Source organism: Prevotella communis (assembly GCF_022024175.1).
In the GTDB taxonomy this organism is placed as follows: Bacteria; Bacteroidota; Bacteroidia; order Bacteroidales; family Bacteroidaceae; genus Prevotella; species Prevotella communis.
This window is the reverse complement of sequence record NZ_CP091794.1, coordinates 2,176,137-2,201,199: the sequence shown is the minus strand read 5'-3', so window position 1 is coordinate 2,201,199 and position 25,063 is coordinate 2,176,137. Positions and strand designations below refer to the sequence as shown.

Below are 25,063 nucleotides of genomic sequence, written 5' to 3'. Positions count from 1 at the left end.
CAGCCCATATAGGGTTTGTTAGTGCCATTAAGCACATAACAATAGAAAAAACGAGTCTATTCATCATTCGAGTTTATTTTATTACGACTCTCTTGTTGTTAATAATGTAGATTCCTTTATTTAAATGACGATTTTCATTCTTTACCTTACGGCCTGAGAGATCATATACAGATTCATTGTCAGAAGCTTGAATGTTCTTGATGCCCGTAATACCGCTATCTATTATTTTGTCATTAAAATAGGTAATCTGACCTTGAGCATCCACGCAGATAGCATTGCTTATCTTCATTGTTCCATAGTTTGGAATCTCCAGGGCAATAAAGCCTTGGGATGTATTTCGCAATAAACTATTGTCGAGGGATAATCCAACTACTCTATATTGATGATCATCAATCTTTGCAAATTGGATGATGTGATTCGTAGAATTGTCAATCAGTTTGGCATCAGTAAAGTCAATATCATCAGGCACTTCAATGTCAAATTGGAATGATGTGAACCTTTGGGCGTTGGGAACCCCTATTGCGATGCCTTTTTTGAATGGTGCAATTGACAGGTCTTCGTAATGATTCTTTTCTGCAGCACGTGACATGGCCTCGTCAATAACTGGCATTTTTCCTGTGACAATTACAGTGACCAGTTTCATCACATCAAAGATGTCGATGTCACCATCGCTGTTCATGTCAGCCAACACCGGGTTGTATTCTTCCGAAGATGACCTTCCCAGGATATGATTAACAATGAGTGTGGCATCATTTACCAGGATTTTGTTGTCATGATTAGCATCTCCAAGCATGCAAACACGTATACGGATGTTCGCATCTGGCAGACGATCTTGTTTGACAGAGTCATATTCGAACAGAATATTTCGCAATTTAATGGCATGAGTGCCAAGGTTGGCCTCTGGGGAAACACGGAATGTGAAGGTTAGTAAACTGTCGATGCTTGTCCCAGGTAGCTCGTTTGCTGATGCAAAAGCCATTTTGATGTTTCTTTCCTCATCCATCTTACCTATCGCATAGAATAAGATGCTTTCATATCCCCTCAAGGTCGCACTATCTGGCAATATGAGGCTTTCTTGGGTAATGCAGAGTGGATTCTTCCATTTATCTGTGAGTATAGGATCCCCTTCAAGAATAAGCCCATCTGCTATCTGTAAATTTAGTGTCAGCGCATTATAAGCATCAGGCTTAGCATCATTTAATCTCGTGGTAAACGACACAGAGCGTCCTGTAACGACGTCAATGAAATCTTCCGACGGCGTAAGCTTCTGGGCTTCGGCCAGAGCGCAACATCCAAATAATAGGGATATGACAATCAGTTTGTTTCTATATAGTCTCATATTACTCCCCGTTATTGTTTTCTTCTTTGTTTCCAGTTATTTGCTTCAGTATCAGTACGGCATCTTCAGCAGTAATCTTCTTATCTCCATTCATGTCGCCAGGCAGACCTACCTGTCCTTCCTCATCCTCTATCTGATATTCTATATGACCAAAGTTGTCGGATGTTTCCAAGGTCGCAGAACTACTCTTCCATTTCAGGGTTACAGTGGTTACAGGTGAACGCTTATAGCCTTTAGCCGAAGCATATGCGGTGATGACATAAGTCTGAGTGAGCTGTTGTTCCGGATTCTGAGTCTTTTGTGCATCTGCTATTTTTATCTCACTTGTGATTGTTGCACCAGGTGTATCGCAGGTGAATTGCAGTTTTCCTTTGACATAATCAATGACGGGCTGGGCACAAACTTCTATATTTGTAGCGTCTCCTATCTCGGTCATGAAATTGTCCCAAGGGGCTGTTAGGTTTTCTTGTAGTTCACGAGAGACATATAGTGTTGCCACGTCGTAGGTTTTGTTATCAAATGTTTCATCTGTTGCTTTTGGCAACTTGTTTTTGTTGCTAATATATATCTTCTCAAGTTTCTCACATCCATTGAAAACGCGCTCTCCAATGCTATCTACAGCCTGTGGGATTTCTATTTCCATCAGATTCTTACAGCCTCTAAAAGCATCACCATAAATATATTGAATAGAAGAGGGTAATTCTATAGACGCCAATGTGTCGCAATCCTGGAATATATTAGCAGGCAGTTCCGTGATATTGTTGTCACTTAAGAATACCACCTCTTGCAGATTTTTACATCCCCAGAATAATTCATCACCTAAAGTCGTTACAGAAGCAGGAATCTCTATTTTCAACAGGTTTGCACAATTTCTGAATGCTTGTGTGCCAATACTCTTGATGATACTTGGCAGTGTGACAGATGTCAAGTTGTAGCATGCTTTAAAAGCGTCGGTGCGAATGGCAGTGACAGGATATTTTTTCTTTAAATATTCAATAGAATCGGGCACGGTGATGATAGGCTTTTTATAAGCCTTATTGTTTCGGTCTGACATGAGTTCTGCATGGATGTCATCCCCTTCAGTAAAGATGTGGTATGTCAATCCGCCATCTACAGTAAAGTCTGTTTCTGTAGGAATATAGCGTACGTTGATGATTGTGTCATTGGCAGGCATTGTTAGGATGGTGTCAATGATTTCGTATCTGTAGCCATCTTTCTTTAGTTTTGCAGAGATGTCCCCTTCGTAATCAGGCAGCTTTTCTTTGTAGAACAGGGAATCCTTATAAATCGTTTTCTCTGTTTCTTCATCAATAAATCTGTACTTATACTCAAATTCACCTGCTACGACGACAGCGTCATTGGGCATAACAGCAGGCAGAGACTCAGGAGATACAGGCTTCCATCCAGAGAATCTACGTTCTTCCTTCTTGGGAACTGGTATATAGGTGATGGTTGCTCCCACCTTTATACTGTCTTCTTTGTGATAGAGTGAATCATCAACAATATAGATAATCGGGTTGTAGCTAATCGTAAATATACGTCCATTAAATCTTTTCCATGGCGATTTTGTTTTGTACGAGGCGTCATTTGTGACATACAGATTGGCTTTGTTATAAGTGTCGTCGCTAAATGTTGATGCTGCAGCAATTGGAGCCTCGGCGCGATCGTTGATGGTAATCTGTGTGATATTATTACATTCTCCGAAAGCGTTGTTACCAAATCTTTCTATTGATTTCGGCAGCATGACACTTTCCATTCCGACACATTCATAGAATGCATTTGGACTGATTTCCTTAATACCTTCTTCCAATACTAACTGCTTGATTGAATTACAGCCTTGGAATGATCCCGTGCCAATCGTTTTCGTGAGTGGTGACAGCTTAAAGCCTTTCAATCGTCGGCAACTGAGGAAACTATAATCAGGTAGTGTTGACAGAGAGAACTCATTATCAAAGAAAACACTGTCTAATTGGGCACAGCTCTCAAATACGCGATTGCCCATGGAGGTTATGCTTTTGGGAATTTTGATATCTGTTATTCCACTTTTGCTAAAGGCAAAGTCTTTTATGGTCTCCAACTGTGAGGGTAGGGCTTCCATGATCAACGAACTACATCCGTAGAATGCAGCCTTGCCGATAGCTTTTGTTGCCTCTGGCATGTTTACTGTTGCTAAGTTTTCGCAGTTTAAGAACAAACTGTCTACTACAGTCGTGATGCTATTGGGGAACGTGAAAGATGTGAGGCCCGTTCCCATGAAAGCACCGTTGCCAATTTGGATCAATGAGTTTGGAAGCGTGATTTCTTGCAGGTCTTCGCAATTTTCAAAGGCTCGTGGTTCAATGGCAGTGACATGGAATGTATGTGTCGTGTATTCATAGCCATCATCTTTAGATACGGAGTCTTTAATTGTTATCAATTCTGGTACGACAATGTCTGTTAAGGGCTTGTAAGAGGCAGTATCAGCCAGTACCTTCGTATCGCTTTTCGTGAGTTCAATCAGATAAGTCAGACCATCAATGTTTCTTCGGGTCGAGAAGTATCCGTGTATTTCTAAATTTTCGCCAGGCATGACGCTTGGTATATTTTCAATCCAACCGGAGAAATCCCAACCTTCTTTGGTGGGTGCAGCAAAAGGTGTTAGTTTATCACCTACTTGAATGCTGTCACTATGAATGGTATCATTGTCAACAAAATAAGTTATTTTTCTAAAGTCAAATTTGATCTTTTTGAATTTACTCCATGGAGCTTGGTCATATCCAGTTGAAAGAGAATCATAAAACAGAGTTATCTCAGAAGTGTTCTCTCCAAAGGAAGAATCTTCTGCCGTAGGTGCAATCATGGGGTAGGCATAAACATTTTTCAGATAGCTGGGAGCAAAGGCTTCTAAAGCTATATTCAACTCGCTAACTCCTTTTGGGATGAACAGCGTTGTTAAATTCTTACAATTTTGGAATGCTCGTTTACCGATTGTCTTGATAGAATCGGGCAGTGTTAACTCCTTTAGTCCATTACAGTCTTTAAAGGCTTCATTGTATATTTCTCTAATCATACCATTTTTGGGTAAGGAAATAAGTGAAGCACATCCACTGAAAGCACTTTCATTGATTACTCGTATGTTTTTGTTCAAGTAAACGTCTGCTAATTTCGTGCAACTACTGAACATGCCCTTTGGGGTGGTGGATATCTTCGCATTGATGACTGCTTTTTGTAATTGTCCGCAACCAAAAAATGTCTCATTACCGATGCTTGTCGTACTCTCTGGGATTGTTATCTGTTTTAGTTGCCAACAATTGCGGAAAGCAGCTACTCCTATCGTTTGTAGTGACGATGGCAACTTTACATCTTTTATACTTGTACATCCATTGAAGGCGTCATTGCCTATGAATTCAAGTCCATCACTTTCAAATATGACGTTTTTTAGATTGGTACACTCTCGAAAGGCTGCAGTGCCTATTGATTGAACTCCGTTACAAATGGTTACCTTCTCAAGCCACTTTGCACCATAAAAAGCATAGGCATTTACGTTTCTCTGTAATGTCAGAGACGACTGGTCTATGCCATTCACGAACACAATTTGTGCGTATCGCAGAGGGTTGCTGTTTTCGTTCCCGTATGCGATGTATGACAAGGCATCGGTTGAAGGATAATTGACTGAATAGATGTACTTGCAATTTGCAAAAGCGTCATTTCCTATTGACTTTACACTGCTAGGGATGCTGACTTTTGTGATTCCCTCGCAATTGATGAAAGCATAGGGACTAATGGCAATAACATCGTCAGGAATATTGATCTCGGTAATTTCGGTGCTAATGTTATCTACATATATGTGGGGGAGGTAATAAAGTGGGTTTGCTTCTTTGCTACCAAAAGTAATATGTGCCAAGTCGGCAACCGATGCAAATTGTACCCGTTTCAGGTTGTTGCAATTTAAGAAAGCTTTTGCTTGTATTTCTCTGACGTTAGCAGGAATGAAAATTGACTCTATATTTACTCCTCCTGCAAAGGCATATTGGGGAATAGTAGTGACGTTAGTTGGAACCCGAAGCGTTTTTACCTCGTTCTCGTCACTTCCTATATAGAGATGCTTGGCGATATATAGGGGATTGGCATATTCGTTTTCGTAATTCATATTGAACATGTGTTCCAAATTCCAAAAGTAGACTTTCGTAAGCTTCGTGCAGTTGTAGAAAGCATTACGGCCAATCTCACTTACATGTCCCATCTTGATTGAGGTAATACTTGTCCCGCTGAATGCCTGTTGGTCAATTTTGTTAACTGGCAGAGAAGTCGTGTAATGTTCTTCGTAGTTTACCGTGTCAGTAATGTCGACGGAGGTAGGTATTTCGAAGTCGCCATCGTACTTTGCAGAGTCCTTTGGTGCCGCAATTACCATGAGCGAGGTTTTGGACTCATCTGAGTATTTCAGGTAGACCTTATGTTCTGCGTTTGTGTCTGTTGGGTCTACATACGTGAAAATTTGCTCTTTCTGCTGTGCATTGATGCCTAATGAGGCAAATAATAAGATCAATGCGGTGGTTGACTTTCTCTTAATATCCATAGCCAATTAATTTAATTTCAGATAAATACGATGCAAAGGTACAAAATAAATGTAATATGGGACAAAATAGAGCGTTCTTTTTTACTGTATATATTAATTTGTGTTAATTTGCGTTCAAATATCGACAATTTGCATTCTTCTTGTCGACATAAAATGAGTGTTGAGCAAAAAAAGTGGTGGGATGTAAAAACTCAGGTAGCGCACCCAATCGGGTGCGCTGCTCATGAAAATGGTTAAGGTTTGATGTTCGCGAAGTAATCGCGGTACTCCTGACAGTTGAAACAGGGGCAGTCCTTGTGGACGCCTTCGAGCTCACAGTGGCCCTTGATCTCGGCATCGGGATATGCGGACTTGAGAGAGTGGAGTAGGGCGAGCATGGTGGCACGCTGGGCTGGGGTGCGGGTGTCGCAGGAGCGGCCCTTTTCGTCCAGACCTCCCTCATAGCAGATGCCGATGGAGTGGGCATTGTAATGGAGGGCGTGCATGCCTACCTCTGACTCGTCACGGGGCTTGTGGAGCTGACCATCGCGCTCGATGTAGTAATGATAACCGATGCCCTTGTTGTGGAAACGGGCGTTGTGGTCGTCACGGAGACTGTCGATGGAGTAGCGTTGGTTGCAGCGGGTGGCTGAACAATGGATAACGATTAGGTTGATTTTTCGCATAGCATTTCTTTTGTGTTATCTACAGCTGGCGACACCGATGGCGGTGGCGATAGCTGAGAGGATACTGATGGTTGTCTGAATAACGAACTTCCAAACTGTCTTGTTCTTCATGGTTTTAATCTTTAATCTTTAATGTTTAATGTTTAATGTTTAATCTTTAATGTTTAAGGGTTCACTGGTCCACTGTTGCCCGAGTCTGATGGCGTGGTGGGCTCTTCGCTGGTGGTGATTTTACCATTGACATAGGCAGCCTTCTTCAGGGTAGCCTCCAAGTTGAGCGACTTACTCATAAGTTCACCGGTAGCACGAGCCTTGAGTTTTACGCCCTCAATGTTCTTTGAGATAGAGAAGTCGGACTCGGCATCGGATGTCACCTTGTTCTTGATGCCCAGGGAGAAGATGGCGAGGTGGTCTATCTTCACGTTCTTGCCCTCCAGAAGGAGTTCCTTGATGCAGGTAATCATGTCGGTGAGGACGCCCTTGATGGCGCCCTTGGAGTAGGGGCAGTTGTGGCTACTCATGTGCTCAGCGAGAGCGTCGAGGTCGATGGTCTCCTCTACCACGTTCTTGGCAAACCACTTGCCAAAGGAATGGCTGGATTTGATTTTGATCTGATGTAAGATGTAACGAACCATAAATGTTGTTTGATGTGAGAAGTAAGGAGTATGATGTGGCTGCGCGCGAGGCCTTGTCAATACTCCACTGGGATTTTCCCAGATTCCTGTGCTGTTCTTAACACAATGCAAAGGTACTACAATCCCCGGTATGGCTGTCCCACTCTGTCCATCTCTCACAGAATATTTTTATTTCAGTGTGAGAAATCAATAGAGAGGTTGGCGTTGCTGAAGCATGCGGAGGAAGTTCCGGAAGAGGGGAGACTTTGATAGCGCTTCCTGATCCTGAAGTTCGGGAGGCAGATCTATGCAGTAGTCCTCACAGATATATCGGACGGCCTGTGGAGGAAGCTTCTGTGCCTTGGGACTGATGCCCATGGCGTCCAGGATGGGGCGGCGGGTGGCAAGGTAGCGGCGGAAGGTGCGAGGACTAACGTCGGCCAGGCGGGCTAACGTGCTCTTGCTGATAAATCGATTTTTGTCGTAGAAATTGATCATAACTAACTTGATGATGGTTTGGAAACAGGTTGATAAAAATGTTTTTTAAGTTGAATGCTACAGATAAACAAATTGGAGATTAATGAGGCCTCATTTTTTGCTTTTTTTTTACTCAATTCTTAAATATAATTTACTAAAGTTTCGCAAGTGATGGCGCACCTGCATAATTTAACATAAAATAGGAATAAAAATGGCTTCGAAGTTTGCTCAACTCACTGAAAATGAGTAACTTTATAGTCGCCAAACAATAAAGTTCAAACTTAGAAGCCGTGAGCAAAGGTACAACAATTATTTCAGATTTGAGAAGCTTTTTCTCAGAAAATGAGAATAACCGTGCAATTAATGCGATTATGAGAGTGATGGAGTGCATAAACATACGTCCGGAGCAGATAGGGACAGAGAAGAAAGAGAACTGCAAGTTCACGAACGTGCAGGTCCTTAATCTTTTGATGCTGTTCCCTTTCTTCGTCGTCAGGAATGCATACCGGTACTCTGGCTCTTCATTAAGCCGCTTGTTCTGTTGTGAGAAGGACATGTTCTATCGTTTTATGAATGATGGTGATATCAAGTGGCGCAAACTGCTGTATGCGATGAACCTCCAGCTGCTGCGTAAGATCAGCCGTAGCACCGAGGCTGAGCATGACAAGCCTGTCTGCCTGATTATCGATGACACAGACGCTCCAAAGAGTGGTCGCAAGAGTGAACTTATCGGCAAGGTTTTCTCTCATATCCAACATAAGAGCATCCTCGGCTACAAATGTCTGACGCTGCTTCTGTGCGATGGCATGAGCCAATTGTTTCTCGATTTCTCGCTTCATGGTGAAGAAGGCTGTAATCCTGACAAGAAGCAAGGGTTGACGGACAAGCAACGCAGTGAGCGTTTCTCTGCCGACTATACGGGGCAATGTGTTGAGGAGCGCATAAAAGAATACACCATGAAGAAGACTGACAAGGCAATCGAGATGGTGAAGTACGCTATCAAGCGTGGAATACGTTTCGACTATCTGCTGGTTGACAGTTGGTTTACCAGTGCAGACTTCGTTCGCCTGATTACCAGCCGCCACATCAAGTGTCATTTGATTGGTATGATAAAGATTGGAAAAACCAAATACCACACCCAGTGGGGTGATTTGACTGCTAAGCAGATTATCAAGAAGCTCCAGAAGCAGGGCCTCACCAAACATAACAGGACACTCAGATGTACCTACTGCACCATCGATGTGAAGTTTGCAGGTACCACCGTGCGTTTGTTCTTCTCGAAACGAGGCAGGAATGGGCTTTGGAATGGATTGCTCACTACGGACCTCTCGCTTAGTTTTCTCAAAGCATACAGGACGTACGCTATCCGCTGGACTACCGAGGTGGCTTATCACGACCAGAAGCAACTGCTCGACTTCGGCAGATGTCAGAGCGTACACTTCTCTGCACAGATTGCCAGCTTTACGCTGATCATGATGCAGTACAACATACTTTGCACGGTGAAGCGGTTTGAAGCCTACGAAACCGTCGGGGCGCTCTTCCGTGATACCACTGGCAACACTCTCGAGCTGTCCGCTTCGGACAGGATATGGGAACTTATATTGGACACCATCCTGGAAATCGCAGAGATGATCTCTGCCGATGCCAGTGAACTGCTTTCTGCGGTTATTGATGCCAATCCTAAGTTCCATAAGCTATATCAAATGTATAAATTAGTCGCTTGATGAATGAATATTCACTTGCGAAAGTTCAGTAATTTATTATATTTATGACACGAATGACACGAGGTTTTCAACCTTTCTATAAAGAAATATATTTGGTTCGAGGTGAATGGTTTTTCTTAAGGAAAAGTTGGAATACTCGTGACACTCGCGTCATGGTAAGAATGGTAGGTCTTTCTCAACTGTCTGATTCTTAGCAGATTCTGATGGCGAATTGGAGATGGTGCGTTGTGACTCATTCGAATCCATAATATAGAGTTTGTAGTAACGCCCCATGGTTTTTCGCTCGGCATGAAAACCAAGAGACTTCATGACCAAAGCAACACTACGGGAGGTGATGGGCTGGTGGTTATAGGATATCATCTGGGCGATAGCGGCTGCGTTGAGATACTTGAAGGGTTCACCAGGACGAGGCTTACGGAAACGGTCACGGATGAACTGTTCCTCGTCGGACACGATGCGGAAATTCTCGTTCTGCTGCTGCATGCGCTCCTCATCAGCTTTATCGAACCAATAAGTAAAGCCATCGTAATACTCATCACGCAACTGCGCATAGAGTTGTTCGTAGTTAAAGTCCCATACCCGTGGGTTGTCGATATTTGCCACGCGGAAACAGAGCCAACGTCGGTTGCCTGTCTTGTCCGTCAGGAAATGCTCCTGATTACCCGTGGCACAGAGTGATGCCAGCCGGTGCTTGGTCATGACAAACTTATCGTAAGGTCTGCGCACCTTCAACGTGACCTTGGTCGATAAAGACTTCAGTTCGGCATTATCACGATCCTTGAACATGTCAATCTCCTCAATCTCCACCAGACAGTTCTCGACCAGGGCTATCTGGTCATCCTTCTGAGAGAAGGAGTTGCTTGAATTCTCCAGATAGTAGGGACGCAGCGTTGGTGGTAGCAGGTAGCGGAAGAAGGTGGTCTTGTACACACCCTGAGGCCCGATGAGTGTGAGGATAGTCTCATTACAGATATCATCACTGAGCCAGTCGGCCATGGTAGCCACCAGCCACTTGTGGAGTGCCCACAGAAAGAGTTCCTGGGCTTCCTCTGGCTTCTGCCCCTCCTGTACCGGGTCAATATGCACATGAGCAGCCAGCTGACTGACACGGTCCACTTTATCCCATGTTGGTAACTGACGCACATAGTCGCGCACCGGATGAATGCGATGCGCATAGTCGCTCATCAGCATATCCTTCAGATCCGATTTCAGGACACGTTTCCCTGTATCAGCAGCCATACGGCGGCGCAGACTGCATATATCACTGTCTTCCAACGGTTTCCATTCTCCGTTATTCTCCGTATAGGAAGTCTGGTCGGATATCTGGTTATAGGTAACCTCCACTTTGTTGCTGCTGAGCCACTCGACGATATCCGGCAGCGTAATCATGGATACCTCCTTTGGCCGGCCACCCTTATTCAACCGCCAACGACCGTGTTCGTCCTGCCTGTTCTGGTACACCCAGTGGATGATGCTCTCGCGCTGCTTTTGGTCGTAGTCGCACCAGTTTTGTGCTGCCCATGCCAGCACCTCTTCCTTGGCCACTCCGAAATGGTTGAACAGATGAGTGGCATGCATCACGTAATGATGATGAGTGCCAGGCCCGTAGGTGATGTCGCGTTTCGCGAGCATCAGTTCGATGACAGCCCAGGCTGCATCAACCTCGGCATGATGAGTGCCCACAGGGTCGTCCTTTCGACGTTTGCCTGATTCTGTGTCAGCTGCCGTGTTAGCTGCCGCAGCCTCGTCGTCGGTGATGATGAAAGGCTCAGCGTTGAGGTTTAATACAGCGTCCGCATCATGGGCAATACCACTGAGACGGGTGATGTCGCCACACTGTCCGTCGTAGGCCACGCCACAAAGTTCTGCATAGTATTGGTTGCCCTTCCTGTAGGCCGCCCGATAAAGAATGCCATTCTCAGGAGGCATCCCTTGTTCGTCTTCGTAACAGAAGATAACCCGGAATCCCTCTCCACTGATGGTACGGAATGCCAGGACGGTGTGGGGATCTGCAATAATCTTCTGGAACATCGTGTTCATGGCGGTAGCAAACTTTTCACTATTTACTTTTACCTTTTCACTTATAACGTGGTCGATATCACAGATAGAAAGACCTGTCACACGCGTGACGTGGGTGGTCTGTCTGCCTACGCCGTTGAGTAGTACCGCCACAGAGAAGGCTGGCATCATGGCATCCTTCACCTTTTTGTTGGCTTCTTTGCGCGTGATGGTCATTGCAAGATTACGGTAGAGTTCTGTTTTCTGTGCTACGCTCTGGTCGTTTTTTATCCACCATAGCACCGTGTTAAGGTTTATTGGTTTACTCTCGTAGGAACCCAGATTATTGAAAATACTTACTTTAATGTCTTGAAGGTTCATAGTCTAAAAATGGTTTGTATATCAAGTGGTTACTGCATTTTATGGTGTCAAATGGAAATCACGGAGGATCCATGCGAGATTGTCGCATTTCCTGAACAATTTTAAAAAAGTAGTCAATGAATTCTTCCATATCTTTCATGCACTCTTCGCGCCCTTGGAAATCCGCCTTTTTTTCTATAATTTTAAGCATGTGCTGGACACTGATGTTGTAGGGCTTGTCGGGGTTAAGCCATTTTCCGTTAATACCAGCCTCTTTAGTAATAAATGTAGTGAGGCCTCTTTTTCGCTTAATTTGTAAGAAAAGGAAACTCAATAACTTACCTTCCAGTCCATCATCCATAAGGAGGGTCGGACGGTTGTAAAAATGCTTCATTTTTTTTATTTTGCTTTTTAAATTATTTATTATGCAAGTCTATCTGACCTTGCGCGTACAAAGTTACTACAGTTTGCAAGAAGTGCCTTGATGGCTATATCCGTCATAATTCTTAAATAAATTAACATTTTTAACGGCGTATAACATGCCTTTCGTTCAAAAATAATATTTAAAACTAGAAAAAAGGTCTGTCATCATAAATAAAATAGTCGTATTAATTTGGTTTTTTGCTCACTTAATCGTACCTTTGCACTCCAATAGAAACTAACACGTATAAAATTAAATATGGGAAAAGTGATTTTGACGGGCGACCGTCCTACTGGAAAACTGCACCTGGGCCATTTTGTGGGCTCACTGCGTCGTCGTGTGGAACTGCAGAATGCTGGCGACTATGACAGAATGTTTGTGTTTATGGCCGATGTTCAGGCTCTCACAGATAATGCTGATAATCCGCAGAAAATTCGTAATAGCATCACGCAGGTGGCACTCGACTATCTGTCAGCCGGACTGGACCCCGAGAAATGTACACTGTTTATTCAGAGTCAGATTCCTGAGCTGGCCGAACTGACCACTTATCTGATGAACCTGATCTCTGTGAGCCGTGTGCAGCGTAACCCTACGGTGAAGACCGAAATCAAGATGCGCGGCTTTGAGGGCGAGAGCATCCCCTTGGGCTTCTTCTGCTATCCTGTGAGTCAGGCTGCCGATATCACCCTGTTTAAAGCCACCACAGTGCCCGCTGGTGAGGACCAGGAGCCTATGCTCGAGGTGACTCGCGAACTGGTGAACCGCTTTAATAATACCTACGGCCCCGTATTGGTAGAGCCCAATATCATGTTGCCCGAGAACCTGACTGCCCGTCGTCTGCCAGGTACAGACGGTAAGGAAAAGATGTCAAAGAGTCTGGGCAACTGTATCTACCTGTCAGACTCGGCCGACGAGGTATGGCAGAAGGTACGTTCTATGTACACTGACCCCACGCACCTGAATGTCTCAGACCCGGGGCATGTGGAGGGTAACGCCGTGTTCACCTACCTGGATGCCTTCTCTACCGACGAGGACTTCAAGAACTTCTGGCCAGAGTATCAGAACCTGGACGAACTGAAGGAGCACTACACCCGTGGCGGACTGGGTGATATGAAGTGCAAGAAGTTCCTCAACGAGGTGCTCAACCAGTACCTGGAGCCCATGCGTCAGCGTCGTGCAGAACTGGAGAAGGATATCCCCGAGATATACAATATCCTGAAGAAGGGCACCGAGGCTGCCCGCGAGGTGGGCGCTCAGACTATGAGCGAGGTGCGTAAGGCCATGCAGATAGACTATTTCGGATAAGATATAATCCTATTAACCACTTAAAACATAAGATCAATGAAACAATTCAATGACAAGAACTTCGTTCTGGAGACAGAAGTAGCCCAGGACCTGTATCACAACCATGCGGCCAAGATGCCGATTATCGACTATCACTGCCACCTGATTCCAGAGATGGTGGCCAACGATCATAAGTTTAAGAGCATCACAGAGCTGTGGCTGGGTGGCGACCACTATAAGTGGCGTGCCATGCGTACCAACGGTGTAGATGAAAAATACTGCACCGGTAAGGATACCAGCGACTGGGAGAAGTTTGAGAAATGGGCCGAGACCGTGCCTTACACCTTCCGTAACCCCTTGTATCACTGGACACACCTGGAGCTGAAGACCGCTTTCGGCATTGAGAAGCAGTTGAGCCCCAAGACCGCCCGTGAGATTTTCGATGAGTGTAACGAGAAGCTGAAGCAGCCCGAGTTCTCTGCCCGTGGTCTGATGAAGCACTACAACGTAGAGTGTGTATGTACCACCGACGATCCCGTTGACGATCTGCACAACCATATTGAGTATGCCCGCCACAAGGCTGCTGACGATCCCATCATGATTCCTGCATGGCGTCCTGACAAGGCCATGAACATTGAGAAGCCTGAATTCTCAAAGTATGTGGAGCAGTTGGCTGAGGTCAGTGGCGTCAACATCGTGAAGTTTGCCGATATGGTAGATGCCCTGCAGAAGCGTCACGACTTCTTTGCTGAGAATGGCTGTAAGTTGTCTGACCACGGTATTGAGGAATTCTATGATGAGGACTATACCGATTCACAGATTGAGACCATCTTCGAGAAGGCTATGCGTGGACAGCAGTTGTCACACATGGAGGTTCGCCAGTTTAAGAACTGCTTCCTGACCCGTATGGCAGAAATGGATGCTGATGCCGACTGGACACAGCAGTTCCACTATGGTGCCATCCGCGATAATAACACCAAGATGTTCAATCAGTTAGGTCCTGATACTGGATTTGATTCTATAGGTGAGTTCAACACCGCCAAGGCTATGTCTAAGTTCCTCAATAAACTGAATATGGAGGACAAGCTTACGCGTACCATATTATATACGCTGAACCCCTGCGCCAACGAGGTAATCGCTACCATGCTGGGCAACTTCCAGGGTGGTGAGCCCGGAAAGATCCAGTTCGGTTCAGGCTGGTGGTTCAATGATCAGATGGACGGTATGATTAAGCAGATGAACGCCCTGTCAGTGCTGGGCCTGCTGAGCCGCTTCGTGGGTATGTTGACTGACTCACGTTCGTTCCTCTCATATCCTCGTCACGAGTACTTCCGCCGCATCCTCTGCAACCTGCTGGGTAACGATGTGGAGAAAGGACTGCTGCCCGACGATCGTGAGACCCTGGCTCGTATGGTTGAGGATATTTCCTACAACAATGCTCGCAGATATTTTAAGTTCTATTGATAAAAATAGGGAGGGGTTTTCAAAAAACTCCTCCTTTTTTTGCGTATGTCGAAAATAAGCAGTAATTTTGCAGCCGAAATAAAATGATTTTTAGAATGAAGCTTCTTAATAAAAGTCTTTTGTTGGTAATGGCAGTCGTTTTGCTTGCTGGTTGTGCAAGTCATAAACACGTTGCCTATTTCCAGAATTCAAACGAGGTAGATTTGTCGAAATCACAGTATTTGTATGATGCCCGCATCATGCCAAAAGATCAGTTGACCATCACGGTGAGTACTACCGATGACGAGGCTGCAGTGCCCTTCAACCTGACGGTACCCACACCCTATACAGCCAATCAGCGAAGCACCTATTCGCAGGCTATGCTCCAGACCTACCTGGTAGATAATGAGGGTAATATCAACTATCCGGTGTTAGGACAGATTCATGTAGGTGGACTGACAAAGTCTGAGTGTGAGAAGATGATTCAGGAGAAAATCAAGCCCTTCATGGCTGCTGCTGAGAATCCCATCGTCACCGTACGTATGACGGGTTATCAGATTTCTGTGATTGGTGAGGTGGCACGTCCCGGTACGTTTACCGTGTCGCGTGAGAAGATCTCTATCCTTGAGGCTTTGGCACAGGCTGGCGACCTGACCATCTACGGTCAGCGTAAGAATGTGCAGTTGATACGTGAGGATGCTTCTGGCCAGAAGTCTATCCATACGTTCGACCTCACCGATGCCGACATCATCAATTCGCCGTATTTCTATTTGCAACAGAACGACGTGGTCTACGTGACGCCAAACAAGGTGAAAGCGCAGAACTCCAGCGTTGGTAGCATGACGACGCTTTGGTTCTCTGCAACGTCTATTCTTATTTCGTTGACATCGTTGCTTTACAACATATTGAAGAAATAACATAAAAGGTTGGGGCATTTTTCCCCAATCTTTTTTTATATCAACTAGACAGAAATAAAACATATATATATAAACACAAGATAATGAAAGCAGTAACACTTGTTCTTCAGGATGGAACAGAATTCAAAGGAAAGAGTTTCGGTTACGAGCGTCCAGTAGCTGGCGAAGTGGTTTTCAACACAGCTATGATGGGCTATCCCGAGAGTCTTACAGACCCCAGTTATGCAGGTCAGTTAATGGTACTCACTTATCCTCTGGTAGGCAATTATGGCGTGCCTCCCTTCACGGTAGAGGATAATGGCATCGCTACCTTCATGGAGAGTGACCGCATCTATGCCTCGGCCATCATTGTGAGCGACTATTCTCAGGCTTATTCTCACTGGAATGCATGCGAGAGTCTGGGTGACTGGCTGAAGCGTGAGAAGGTGCCTGGCATCACTGGCATAGACACCCGCCAGTTGACCAAGGTGCTGCGCGAGCATGGTGTGATGATGGGTAAACTGGTGTTCGAGGGTATGGAAGATGCTGAGGATGCCGAGGGTGCTGACTATGGTTCCATCAACTGGGTAGAGCGTGTGTCGTGCAAGGATGTGATTCGCTACAACGAAGGTGCTGGTCGTAAGGTGGTGCTTGTGGACTGTGGCGTGAAGAATAATATCATCCGCTGCTTGATAAATCGTGGCGTAGAGGTGATTCGTGTTCCCTGGAACTACGACTATACGGATATGGCTTTCGACGGCCTGTTCCTGGCCAATGGTCCAGGCGACCCGGACAAGTGTGTGGATGCAGTGGAAATCCTGAAGAAACAGATGTCGCAGAGCCGCAAGCCTATCTGTGGTATCTGCATGGGCAATCAGTTGCTGGCCAAGGCCGGTGGCGCCACTATCTACAAACTGAAGTATGGTCACCGCTCTCACAACCAGCCTGTGCGTGAGGTGGGTACCAACCGCTGCTATGTGACCTCGCAGAACCATGGTTATGCTGTAGATGCAACTACTCTGGGTAATGAGTGGCGTGAGCTCTTCGTGAATATGAACGATGGTTCTAACGAGGGTATCCGTCACCTGACGCACCCCTGGTTCTCAAGTCAGTTCCACCCCGAAGCCTGTTCGGGTCCTGTAGATACAGAGTTTATGTTCGACCGTTTTATTGAGACACTCTAAGAAAAGGTAAAAGGGTAAAAAGCTAAAAAAAGAAAAGAAAGATGAAGGACAATAATATAAAGAAGGTGTTGCTGTTGGGCAGTGGAGCCCTGAAGATTGGTGAGGCAGGTGAGTTCGATTATAGTGGCTCACAGGCGCTGAAGGCGATGAAGGAAGAGGGTATCGAGACGGTGCTCATCAATCCTAATATCGCTACGGTGCAGACCTCAGAGGGTGTGGCCGACCAGGTCTATTTCCTCCCTGTTCAGCCTTATTTCGTTGAGAAGGTTATCGAGAAGGAGCGTCCCGACGGTATCTTGTTGGCCTTTGGTGGTCAGACAGCATTGAACTGTGGTGTGGAACTGTATCAGAGCGGTGTGCTGGAGAAGTACAACGTGAAGGTGCTGGGTACGCCCGTTCAGGCTATCATGGATACTGAGGATCGTGAGCTCTTCGTGAAGAAACTGGACGAGATCAATGTGAAGACCATCAAGAGTCAGGCATGTGATAATATCGCTGATGCCCGTAAGGCAGCTGCCGAACTGGGTTATCCTATCATTCTGCGTGCTGCCTATGCGCTTGGAGGTCTGGGCAGTGGTTTCTGTGACAATGAGGAACAGTTGAACGCCCTGGCCGAGAAGGCATTCTCGTTCTCGCCACAGGTGCTGGTCGAGAAGTCCCTGAAGGGTTGGAAGGAGATAGAGTACGAGGTGGTGCGCGACCGTTACGACAACTGTATCACCGTATGTAACATGGAGAACTTTGACCCGCTGGGTATCCACACCGGCGAGAGTATCGTGGTGGCTCCTTCACAGACCCTGACAAACTCGGAATATCACAAGTTGCGTGCGCTGGCCATCAAGATTATCCGTCATATTGGTATCGTGGGTGAGTGTAACGTGCAGTATGCTTTTGATCCGGAATCAGAGGATTATCGTGTTATCGAGGTGAATGCCCGCTTGTCACGTTCTTCAGCCCTGGCATCAAAGGCTACGGGCTATCCCTTGGCTTTCGTTGCTGCTAAGTTGGGTATGGGCTATGGTCTGTTTGAACTGAAGAACAGTGTCACCAAGACTACGAGTGCTTTCTTCGAGCCCGCCCTCGACTATGTGGTATGTAAGATTCCCCGTTGGGACCTGTCTAAGTTCCATGGTGTTGACAAGGAACTAGGTTCCAGCATGAAGTCGGTAGGCGAGGTGATGGCTATCGGTCGTACCTTTGAGGAGGCTATCCAGAAAGGTCTGCGTATGATTGGCCAGGGTATGCATGGCCTCGTGGAGAACAAGGAACTGAAGATTGCAGATATCGACGCTGCGCTGCGTGAACCTACGGATAAGCGTGTATTCGTCATCTCAAAGGCTATGCATCTGCCTGAGTATGATATCGACAAGATTCATGCACTGACAAAGATTGACAAGTGGTTCCTGGAAAAACTGAAGCATATCATCGATATCGATGAACAACTGAAAAAATATAATATTAACACGCTGGAGGAGTCCCTGTTACGTGAGGCCAAGGTCTATGGCTTTACCGACTTCCAGATAGCACGTGCCATCGGACTGGAGAATGAATGTCGTAACATGCACGAGGCTTCACTGCTGGTACGTAATCGCAGAAAGCAGTTTGGCATCACACCTGTGGTGAAGCAGATTGACACACTGGCTGCAGAGTATCCTGCTCAGACCAATTATCTGTATGTCACTTACTCTGGCGTGGCTAGTGATATCCAGTACGAGAACGATAAGAAGAGTATCATCGTGTTGGGTTCTGGTGCCTATCGTATCGGTTCGAGCGTAGAGTTCGACTGGTGTGGTGTGCAGGCTCTGAACACCATCCGTAAGGAAGGTTGGCGCTCTGTGATGATTAACTATAACCCTGAGACGGTGTCAACCGACTATGATATGTGTGACCGTCTGTATTTCGATGAACTGACCTTCGAACGTGTGATGGATATCATCGATATGGAGGCTCCTCACGGTGTCATTGTTTCAACTGGTGGTCAGATTCCAAACAACCTGGCTGTGCATCTGGACGAGCAGCGTGTCAATATCCTGGGTACACAGGCTAAGGATATCGATGGTGCTGAGGACCGTGCTAAGTTCTCGCAGATGTTGAACGAGCTGGGTGTCAACCAGCCTGAGTGGAGTGCACTGACATCTATGGATGATATCAACCAGTTTGTGGAGCGTGTGGGCTTCCCCGTCCTGGTGCGTCCTTCGTATGTGCTCTCGGGAGCTGCCATGAACGTTTGTTCTAACAATGATGAGCTGGAGCGCTTCTTGAAGTTGGCTGCTAACGTCAGCGAGGATCATCCCGTCGTGGTGTCTAAGTTTATTGAGCATGCCAAGGAGATCGAGATGGATGCTGTGGCACGCAATGGTGAGATTATCGCTTATGCTATCTCCGAGCATATCGAGTTTGCCGGTGTACACTCTGGCGATGCCACGATTCAGTTCCCACCGCAGAAGTTGTATGTGGAGACTGTACGTCGTATCAAGCGTATCTCACGTCAGATTGCCAAGGCCCTGAATATCAATGGTCCGTTCAACATCCAGTATATGGCTCGCGAGAACGATATCCTGGTGATTGAGTGTAACCTGCGTGCTTCGCGTAGCTTCCCATTCGTGTCAAAGGTGCTGAAGATGAATATGATTGACCTGGCTACGAAGGTGATGCTGGGACTGCCTGTAGAGAAACCCTCGAAGAATCTGTTCGACCTCGACTATGTAGGTATCAAGGCTTCGCAGTTCTCATTCAACCGCTTACAGAAGGCTGACCCCGTGCTGGGTGTGGATATGGCTTCTACCGGTGAGGTAGGTTGTATTGGCGACAATACCGACACGGCACTGCTCAAGGCTATGCTCTCTGTGGGACACCGTATTCCCAAGAAGACTGTGCTGCTGTCAACGGGTGGTGCCAAGCAGAAAGCTGAGATGCTGGATGCTGCCCGTATGCTGGTGAAACATGGTTACGAACTGTATGCTACTGATGGTACTTCGAAATATCTCACGGAGAATGGTGTGAAGAATACCCGTGCTTTGTGGCCTTCTGAGGAAGAGGGGGCTGCAGGTAATGTGCCTTCAGCACTCGACCTGCTCCACAATCATCAGATAGACATGGTGGTGAATATTCCGAAGGACCTGACTACCCACGAGTTGACGAATGGTTACAAGATTCGTCGTGCTGCCATCGATCTCAACGTGCCACTGATTACCAATGCCCGTCTGGCAGCTGCCTTCATCGAGGCCTTCTGTAAGGTGGGACTGGATGGTATTGGCATTAAGTCGTGGAGCGAATATAAATAATTTGAACTGATTGATTTGATGAAAGAACCCGTATATATCATTGAGGAAACGCTGCTACGTAGGAATCTGCAACTGATTGCCGACGTGGCTAAAGAGGCCGACGTGGAGATTATCCTGGCGTTCAAAGCTTTTGCATTGTGGAAAACATTCCCTATTTTCAGGGAGTATATCAACAGTACTACGGCCAGCAGCCTGAGTGAGGCCCGGCTGGCACTGGAGGAGTTTGGCGCCAAGGCTCACACGTATTCACCGGCCTATACTGATGAGGAGATTGATGATATCGTGAGGTGCAGCAGTCACCTGACGTTCAACTCTCTGTCACAGTATGAGCGCTTCCATGATAGGGTAGAGGGGAAGGCTAGCATCGGCCTGCGCGTGAATCCTGAGTATTCAGAGGTTGGCACCATGCTCTATAACCCCTGTGCACCTGGCACCCGATTTGGTGTCACTGCCGATAAGTTGCCCGCTGTGCTGCCTGCAAATATCGAGGGCTTTCATTGTCACTGTCATTGTGAGAGTGGTGCTGACGTACTGGAACGTACGTTGGTGCATATAGAGGAGAAATTCTCTAAGTGGTTCCCACAGTTGAAGTGGCTGAATCTGGGTGGTGGACATCTGATGACGCGTAAGGATTATGATGTGCCTCACCTTATTAATATATTAAAGGGACTACATGAGCGTTATCCCTGGCTCAAGATTATCCTTGAGCCAGGTAGCGCTTTTGCCTGGCAAACGGGTCCACTGGTGAGTCATGTGGTGGATATTGTAGAGGACAAGGGTATCCGTACGGCTATTCTGGATGTAAGTTTTACTTGTCATATGCCCGACTGTCTGGAGATGCCATATATGCCAGAGGTGAGAGGGGCAGAAATCGTAGAAGAATCCTCCAGTCTCCAGTCTCAAACCTCAGAATATGTCTATCGTTTGGGAGGCAATAGTTGCCTGAGTGGTGATTTTATGTCCTCATGGCGCTTCGATCATGAATTAAAAGTGGGAGAAGAGGTGATTTTTGAGGACATGATTCATTACACGACTGTAAAAACTTGCATGTTCAATGGTATCTCTCATCCAGCTCTTGCGATGCTTCATAAGGACGGAAAATTGGAGATTTTGCGTCGTTTTGGCTATGAAGACTACCGAAACCGCATGGATTAGCACTTTTTTTTGAAAAAAAATCGGAAAAGTTTTGGTAGTTCAAAAAAAAGTAGTACCTTTGCATCCGCAATCGAGAGAGATGCACTTCTAATAAAGAAGTAACGCGGAAATAGCTCAGTTGGTAGAGCACAACCTTGCCAAGGTTGGGGTCGCGGGTCCGAGTCCCGTTTTCCGCTCACAGATTGAACAAAAAGAGAGATTAGGGAAGGCCTTAATCATAAATTGCCCAGGTGGCGGAATTGGTAGACGCGCACGTTTCAGGTGCGTGTGCCGCAAGGCGTGCAGGTTCGAGTCCTGTTCTGGGCACTCTTTTTTTCAATATGTAAAAATTTGTTGGAGAGGTGGCGGAATTGGTAGACGCGCTACTTTGAGGGGGTAGTGTCAATTGCGACGTGGGAGTTCGAGTCTCCTCCTCTTCACCTCTTTTTTTTGATAAGAATTGCGGAAATAGCTCAGTTGGTAGAGCACAACCTTGCCAAGGTTGGGGTCGCGGGTCCGAGTCCCGTTTTCCGCTCTCTTTTTTTATTTAGGAAAACAACCTTTTCACACAAACATGAATTTATACTTAAGATACTTTGACAGCGAGACACTTGTTTCGAGTGTCGATGAAGCAATAGAATTCTTAGATAATATCGACGAGATTGGTATGAATCCTGTTCTTGAGGCTGATATCCGTGAATATGCCGCAAGTGATGTTTACTATCCTAAACGCTATAAGATTCGTCCCCGGGTTTATTTCATTATCATCAAGACTGAGGCTGCTACCATGCAGGACTTCAAAGAGAAGCGTGCGCTGCATCCTGCCGAGGATGGTCAGAAGGAGCGTCAGCCAATTCCTGCTGTATTGAAGTTGAACGAGGAACGCGAAGGCTGGTATGAAGGTGAACTGAACTTCAAGCGTGTGTTGTTGGTACCAGGTACAGGTAAGTTCCAGTATCGTGATACTCAGTTTGTGGCTCAGGTAAAGGCTTATTCTGGCTTGGACTGCTACAATCGTATTGTTGGTCATCTGCGTGAGCGCGTGGATGAGCGCAGTCAGTTCCCCTCAGCCAAAGGAAAGAATTTCAAGTTCCGTTATTTAGGTGAAGCAAAACCATTACAGTCATGAATAAGGTAATGATGATAGGCCATGTTGGCACTGACCCTGAGGTACGTTATGTAGAGCAGGGCGTTGCTGTGGCTCGTTTTCGTTTTGCAACCACAGAGAAGGGTTATACGCTTCAGAACGGTACACAGGTACCCGATCGTACAGACTGGCACAATGTGATAATGTGGCGCCGCCTGGCCGAGATTGTGGAGCGTTATGTGCATAAAGGAGATAAACTATATATTGAGGGCCGACTGCGTTATTCTACTTATGATAATAAGCAGGGACAGCGTCAGTATGTGACTGAAATCTGGGCTGACAACATGGAGATGCTTTCTGCAAAGCCTACGGGTCAGCAGGAGCAAACTGCCACAGCAAGCCAGACAACTGCTACTGATACTACGTCGGAAAGCAGTCAGTCGGATGCCCTGCCGTTCTAATATTAAGAAATGGATTATCTTCCAGATATCATCAACGAGGTACACCTGAATCCCATTGGTTTCGGAGAGATTTTTTCAGCCATATTGGCTTGCTTGCTACTTGTAGCGTCAGGCTTTGCATCGGGTTCAGAGATAGCCTTCTTCTCCCTCTCGCCTACAGACTTGAGTGAGCTTGACGAGGAGAAGAACAAGGCTGATGGTTATATCAAGCGTCTGCGTAATGACTCAGAGCGCACGCTGGCCACGATTCTGATTACGAATAACCTGGTGAATGTGACCATCATTATGCTCTGTAACTTCTTTATGGCTTCTTTGTTTGATTTTGGAGCTGCAAAGTGGTTGGAGTTTCTGGTTGTCACGATTGTACTGACCTTCCTCTTATTGCTTTTTGGTGAGATTGTGCCAAAGGTGTATTGCGCGCAACATGCATTGGCTATCTGTCGTGTGTTTGCACCAACGATCTCTTTACTTGGCAAACTGTTTTATCCTTTGGCATCCATCCTCATCCGTTCTGGTGCACTGGCCGAGAAGGTGGTGCAGAAAGAGAACCACGTGCTCAGTGTGGACGATTTGGAACAGGCACTGGAACTGACTGACAAGGAGGAACTGAAGGAGGAGAAGAATATGCTGGAGGGCATTGTGCGCTTTGGCGACGAGACAGCCAAGGAGGTGATGACCAGCCGACAGGATATCGTGGATTTGAATTTCCGTTCTACGTTTCCCGAAGTGCTGAAATGCATTGTAGAGAACAACTACTCCCGCATTCCCGTGTATCAGGATTCTATCGATAATGTGCGTGGTATTCTGTATATCAAAGACCTGTTGCCGCATCTAGGAAAATCAGCTACTTTCCGATGGCAGTCACTCATACGTCCTCCGTATTTCGTGCCTGAGACGAAGAAGATTGACGACTTGCTGCGTGATTTTCAGGAGAATAAGGTGCATATTGCCATCGTTGTCGACGAGTTTGGTGGTACCAGTGGACTCATCACCCTGGAGGATATCCTAGAGGAAATTGTGGGTGAGATCAATGATGAGTACGACGAAGAAGAGAAGAATTACGTACGCATCAATGCCAATACATATGTGTTTGAAGGTAAGACGCTGCTAAGCGATTTCTACAAGATATTGAATCTTGATGATGATGTGTTTGAGGATGTAGAGGGAGATGCTGATACGCTGGCTGGTCTGCTGCTGGAGTTGAAGGGTGACTTCCCGCAGGAGCATGAGCGCTTTACGTATGGCAGGTTCAAGTTCGAGATTGTTGAACTCGACGGACATCGTATCTCTAAGATTAAAGTCATCCTGCAGGCAGAAGAAAAAACAGAAGAAGAAAAATGAGAAAACTTACTATATTCCTGATATTTTGTCTTTGCTGCATGGCAGTAACTGATGTAGATGCAAGAACCAGAAAGAAGAAAAAGACCCGCCGGCGCGCTAAGGTGACAAGGGTGGTCGCCAAACCCACCATTCATGAGAATCCCTATGTCTGTTGTGAGGATACCTGCGAACATGTGCATGGACTGGATATGAGTCATTATCAGGGTGAGGTGTTCTGGGAGACCGTAGGCGAGAATACCAAGATGGCATATGTCTATCTGAAAGCCACTGAGGGTGGTGACCGTATCGATTCCAAATATGAGCGGAATATTGATTTGGCTCACCGTTATGGCCTGAAGGTGGGTTCGTACCATTTCTTCCGTCCGATGTCTGACTTGCAGCAGCAATTGGAGAATTTCACCACCCAGTGTCTGCCAGGTGAGCAGGACCTGATTCCTATGTTGGATGTGGAGACGGTAGGCAAACTGTCGACAGAGGAATTTTGTGACTCGCTGTTTAAATTCCTGGATATGTTGGAAGAGGCTTATCACCAGAAACCCCTGATCTATACCTTCCGCAATTTCTATAACAAGCACCTCCTGGGCAAACTTGATGACTATCAGTTGATGGTGGCCATGTATGCTGACGAACCACCGGTGCTGGCAGATAATCGTGACTATATCATCTGGCAGTATACCTCAAAGGGACGCATCAGAGGCGTTGGAGGACTGGTCGATAAGAGTTATATCATGGGCGACCATAAGTTACGTGAGTTGCGCTTTATCCATTAAGTGCATCCCTATGATGATAAGAA

19 protein-coding genes and 4 tRNA genes are annotated in these 25,063 nt (G+C 46.2%); 15 read left to right on the top strand and 8 right to left on the bottom strand.

Annotation, left to right across the window (positions count from 1 at the left end):
• Positions 1-73 precede the first annotated feature (73 nt).
• The 6 genes from L6466_RS09085 to L6466_RS09060 all read right to left on the bottom strand — a co-directional run bounded on the left by L6466_RS09085 (position 74) and on the right by L6466_RS09060 (position 7,674).
• Complete coding sequence (locus tag L6466_RS09085; RefSeq protein ID WP_237803127.1) at positions 74-1,339, bottom strand: dockerin type I repeat-containing protein; 1,266 nt, start codon at positions 1,337-1,339, stop codon at positions 74-76.
• Position 1,340: 1 nt separating this feature from the next.
• On the bottom strand, positions 1,341-5,897 hold the full coding sequence (locus L6466_RS09080) for a leucine-rich repeat protein (RefSeq protein WP_237803128.1): 4,557 nt from the start codon (positions 5,895-5,897) through the stop codon (positions 1,341-1,343).
• A 233-nt stretch (positions 5,898-6,130) separates the two neighbouring features.
• Positions 6,131-6,562: an N-acetylmuramoyl-L-alanine amidase gene (locus L6466_RS09075; protein ID WP_091853134.1), complete on the bottom strand. Its 432-nt coding sequence runs from the start codon at positions 6,560-6,562 to the stop codon at positions 6,131-6,133.
• A gap of 15 nt (positions 6,563-6,577) precedes the next feature.
• A complete protein-coding gene (locus tag L6466_RS09070) occupies positions 6,578-6,673 on the bottom strand; it encodes a smalltalk protein (RefSeq protein ID WP_176756948.1) in 96 nt (31 codons plus the stop codon).
• Positions 6,674-6,726: 53 nt separating this feature from the next.
• Positions 6,727-7,197, bottom strand: coding sequence for an HU family DNA-binding protein (locus L6466_RS09065; RefSeq protein WP_091815593.1), 471 nt, complete (start codon positions 7,195-7,197; stop codon positions 6,727-6,729).
• Positions 7,198-7,383: 186 nt separating this feature from the next.
• The gene (locus L6466_RS09060) at positions 7,384-7,674 is read right to left on the bottom strand and encodes a hypothetical protein (protein ID WP_091815599.1); all 291 of its coding nucleotides are present in this window, start codon (positions 7,672-7,674) and stop codon (positions 7,384-7,386) included.
• Positions 7,675-7,943: 269 nt separating this feature from the next.
• On the opposite strand from L6466_RS09060, the gene L6466_RS09055 reads away from it, so the two are divergent.
• Positions 7,944-9,377 carry an IS4 family transposase gene (locus tag L6466_RS09055; protein ID WP_431356493.1) on the top strand — a complete coding sequence of 478 codons (1,434 nt, stop codon included), beginning with the start codon at positions 7,944-7,946 and terminating at the stop codon, positions 9,375-9,377.
• A gap of 150 nt (positions 9,378-9,527) precedes the next feature.
• Here L6466_RS09055 and L6466_RS09050 read toward each other — a convergent pair whose 3' ends face one another.
• Both L6466_RS09050 and L6466_RS09045 read right to left on the bottom strand, forming a co-directional pair.
• Positions 9,528-11,756 (bottom strand): VapE domain-containing protein, encoded by a 2,229-nt coding sequence (locus L6466_RS09050; protein ID WP_237803130.1) that lies wholly within the window; start codon positions 11,754-11,756, stop codon positions 9,528-9,530.
• Positions 11,757-11,814: 58 nt separating this feature from the next.
• Entirely contained in the window at positions 11,815-12,129 is a 315-nt protein-coding gene (locus L6466_RS09045) for a hypothetical protein (RefSeq protein ID WP_237803131.1), read from the bottom strand.
• Between the two features lie 285 nt (positions 12,130-12,414).
• Between L6466_RS09045 and trpS the strand changes: the two genes are divergently transcribed.
• From trpS to L6466_RS08975, 14 genes are all read left to right on the top strand, one after another.
• Positions 12,415-13,461 carry a tryptophan--tRNA ligase gene (trpS, locus tag L6466_RS09040; RefSeq protein WP_237795913.1) on the top strand — a complete coding sequence of 349 codons (1,047 nt, stop codon included), beginning with the start codon at positions 12,415-12,417 and terminating at the stop codon, positions 13,459-13,461.
• Between the two features lie 36 nt (positions 13,462-13,497).
• On the top strand, positions 13,498-14,904 hold the full coding sequence (uxaC, locus tag L6466_RS09035; RefSeq protein WP_091853140.1) for a glucuronate isomerase: 1,407 nt from the start codon (positions 13,498-13,500) through the stop codon (positions 14,902-14,904).
• A gap of 95 nt (positions 14,905-14,999) precedes the next feature.
• Positions 15,000-15,800: a polysaccharide biosynthesis/export family protein gene (locus L6466_RS09030; RefSeq protein ID WP_237803132.1), complete on the top strand. Its 801-nt coding sequence runs from the start codon at positions 15,000-15,002 to the stop codon at positions 15,798-15,800.
• 83 nt (positions 15,801-15,883) lie between these two features.
• A complete protein-coding gene (gene carA / locus L6466_RS09025) occupies positions 15,884-16,963 on the top strand; it encodes a glutamine-hydrolyzing carbamoyl-phosphate synthase small subunit (protein ID WP_237803133.1) in 1,080 nt (359 codons plus the stop codon).
• A gap of 41 nt (positions 16,964-17,004) precedes the next feature.
• Positions 17,005-20,247, top strand: coding sequence for a carbamoyl-phosphate synthase (glutamine-hydrolyzing) large subunit (carB, locus tag L6466_RS09020; RefSeq protein WP_237803134.1), 3,243 nt, complete (start codon positions 17,005-17,007; stop codon positions 20,245-20,247).
• Between the two features lie 18 nt (positions 20,248-20,265).
• Positions 20,266-21,402, top strand: coding sequence for a carboxynorspermidine decarboxylase (nspC, locus tag L6466_RS09015; protein ID WP_237803135.1), 1,137 nt, complete (start codon positions 20,266-20,268; stop codon positions 21,400-21,402).
• 103 nt (positions 21,403-21,505) lie between these two features.
• A tRNA-Gly gene (locus tag L6466_RS09010) sits at positions 21,506-21,578 on the top strand.
• Positions 21,579-21,626: 48 nt separating this feature from the next.
• Positions 21,627-21,708 (top strand) — tRNA-Leu (locus tag L6466_RS09005).
• A 29-nt stretch (positions 21,709-21,737) separates the two neighbouring features.
• A tRNA-Leu gene (locus L6466_RS09000) sits at positions 21,738-21,821 on the top strand.
• Positions 21,822-21,843: 22 nt separating this feature from the next.
• A tRNA-Gly gene (locus tag L6466_RS08995) sits at positions 21,844-21,916 on the top strand.
• Positions 21,917-21,955: 39 nt separating this feature from the next.
• Entirely contained in the window at positions 21,956-22,510 is a 555-nt protein-coding gene (locus L6466_RS08990; protein WP_091815614.1) for a hypothetical protein, read from the top strand.
• Complete coding sequence (locus tag L6466_RS08985; protein ID WP_091853148.1) at positions 22,507-22,929, top strand: single-stranded DNA-binding protein; 423 nt, start codon at positions 22,507-22,509, stop codon at positions 22,927-22,929. The genes L6466_RS08990 and L6466_RS08985 overlap by 4 nt, the downstream gene beginning before the upstream one ends.
• A 9-nt stretch (positions 22,930-22,938) precedes the next feature.
• Positions 22,939-24,270: a gliding motility-associated protein GldE gene (gldE, locus tag L6466_RS08980; protein ID WP_237803137.1), complete on the top strand. Its 1,332-nt coding sequence runs from the start codon at positions 22,939-22,941 to the stop codon at positions 24,268-24,270.
• Positions 24,267-25,040 (top strand): glycoside hydrolase family 25 protein, encoded by a 774-nt coding sequence (locus L6466_RS08975; RefSeq protein WP_237803139.1) that lies wholly within the window; start codon positions 24,267-24,269, stop codon positions 25,038-25,040. The genes gldE and L6466_RS08975 overlap by 4 nt, the downstream gene beginning before the upstream one ends.
• Positions 25,041-25,063 lie beyond the last annotated feature (23 nt).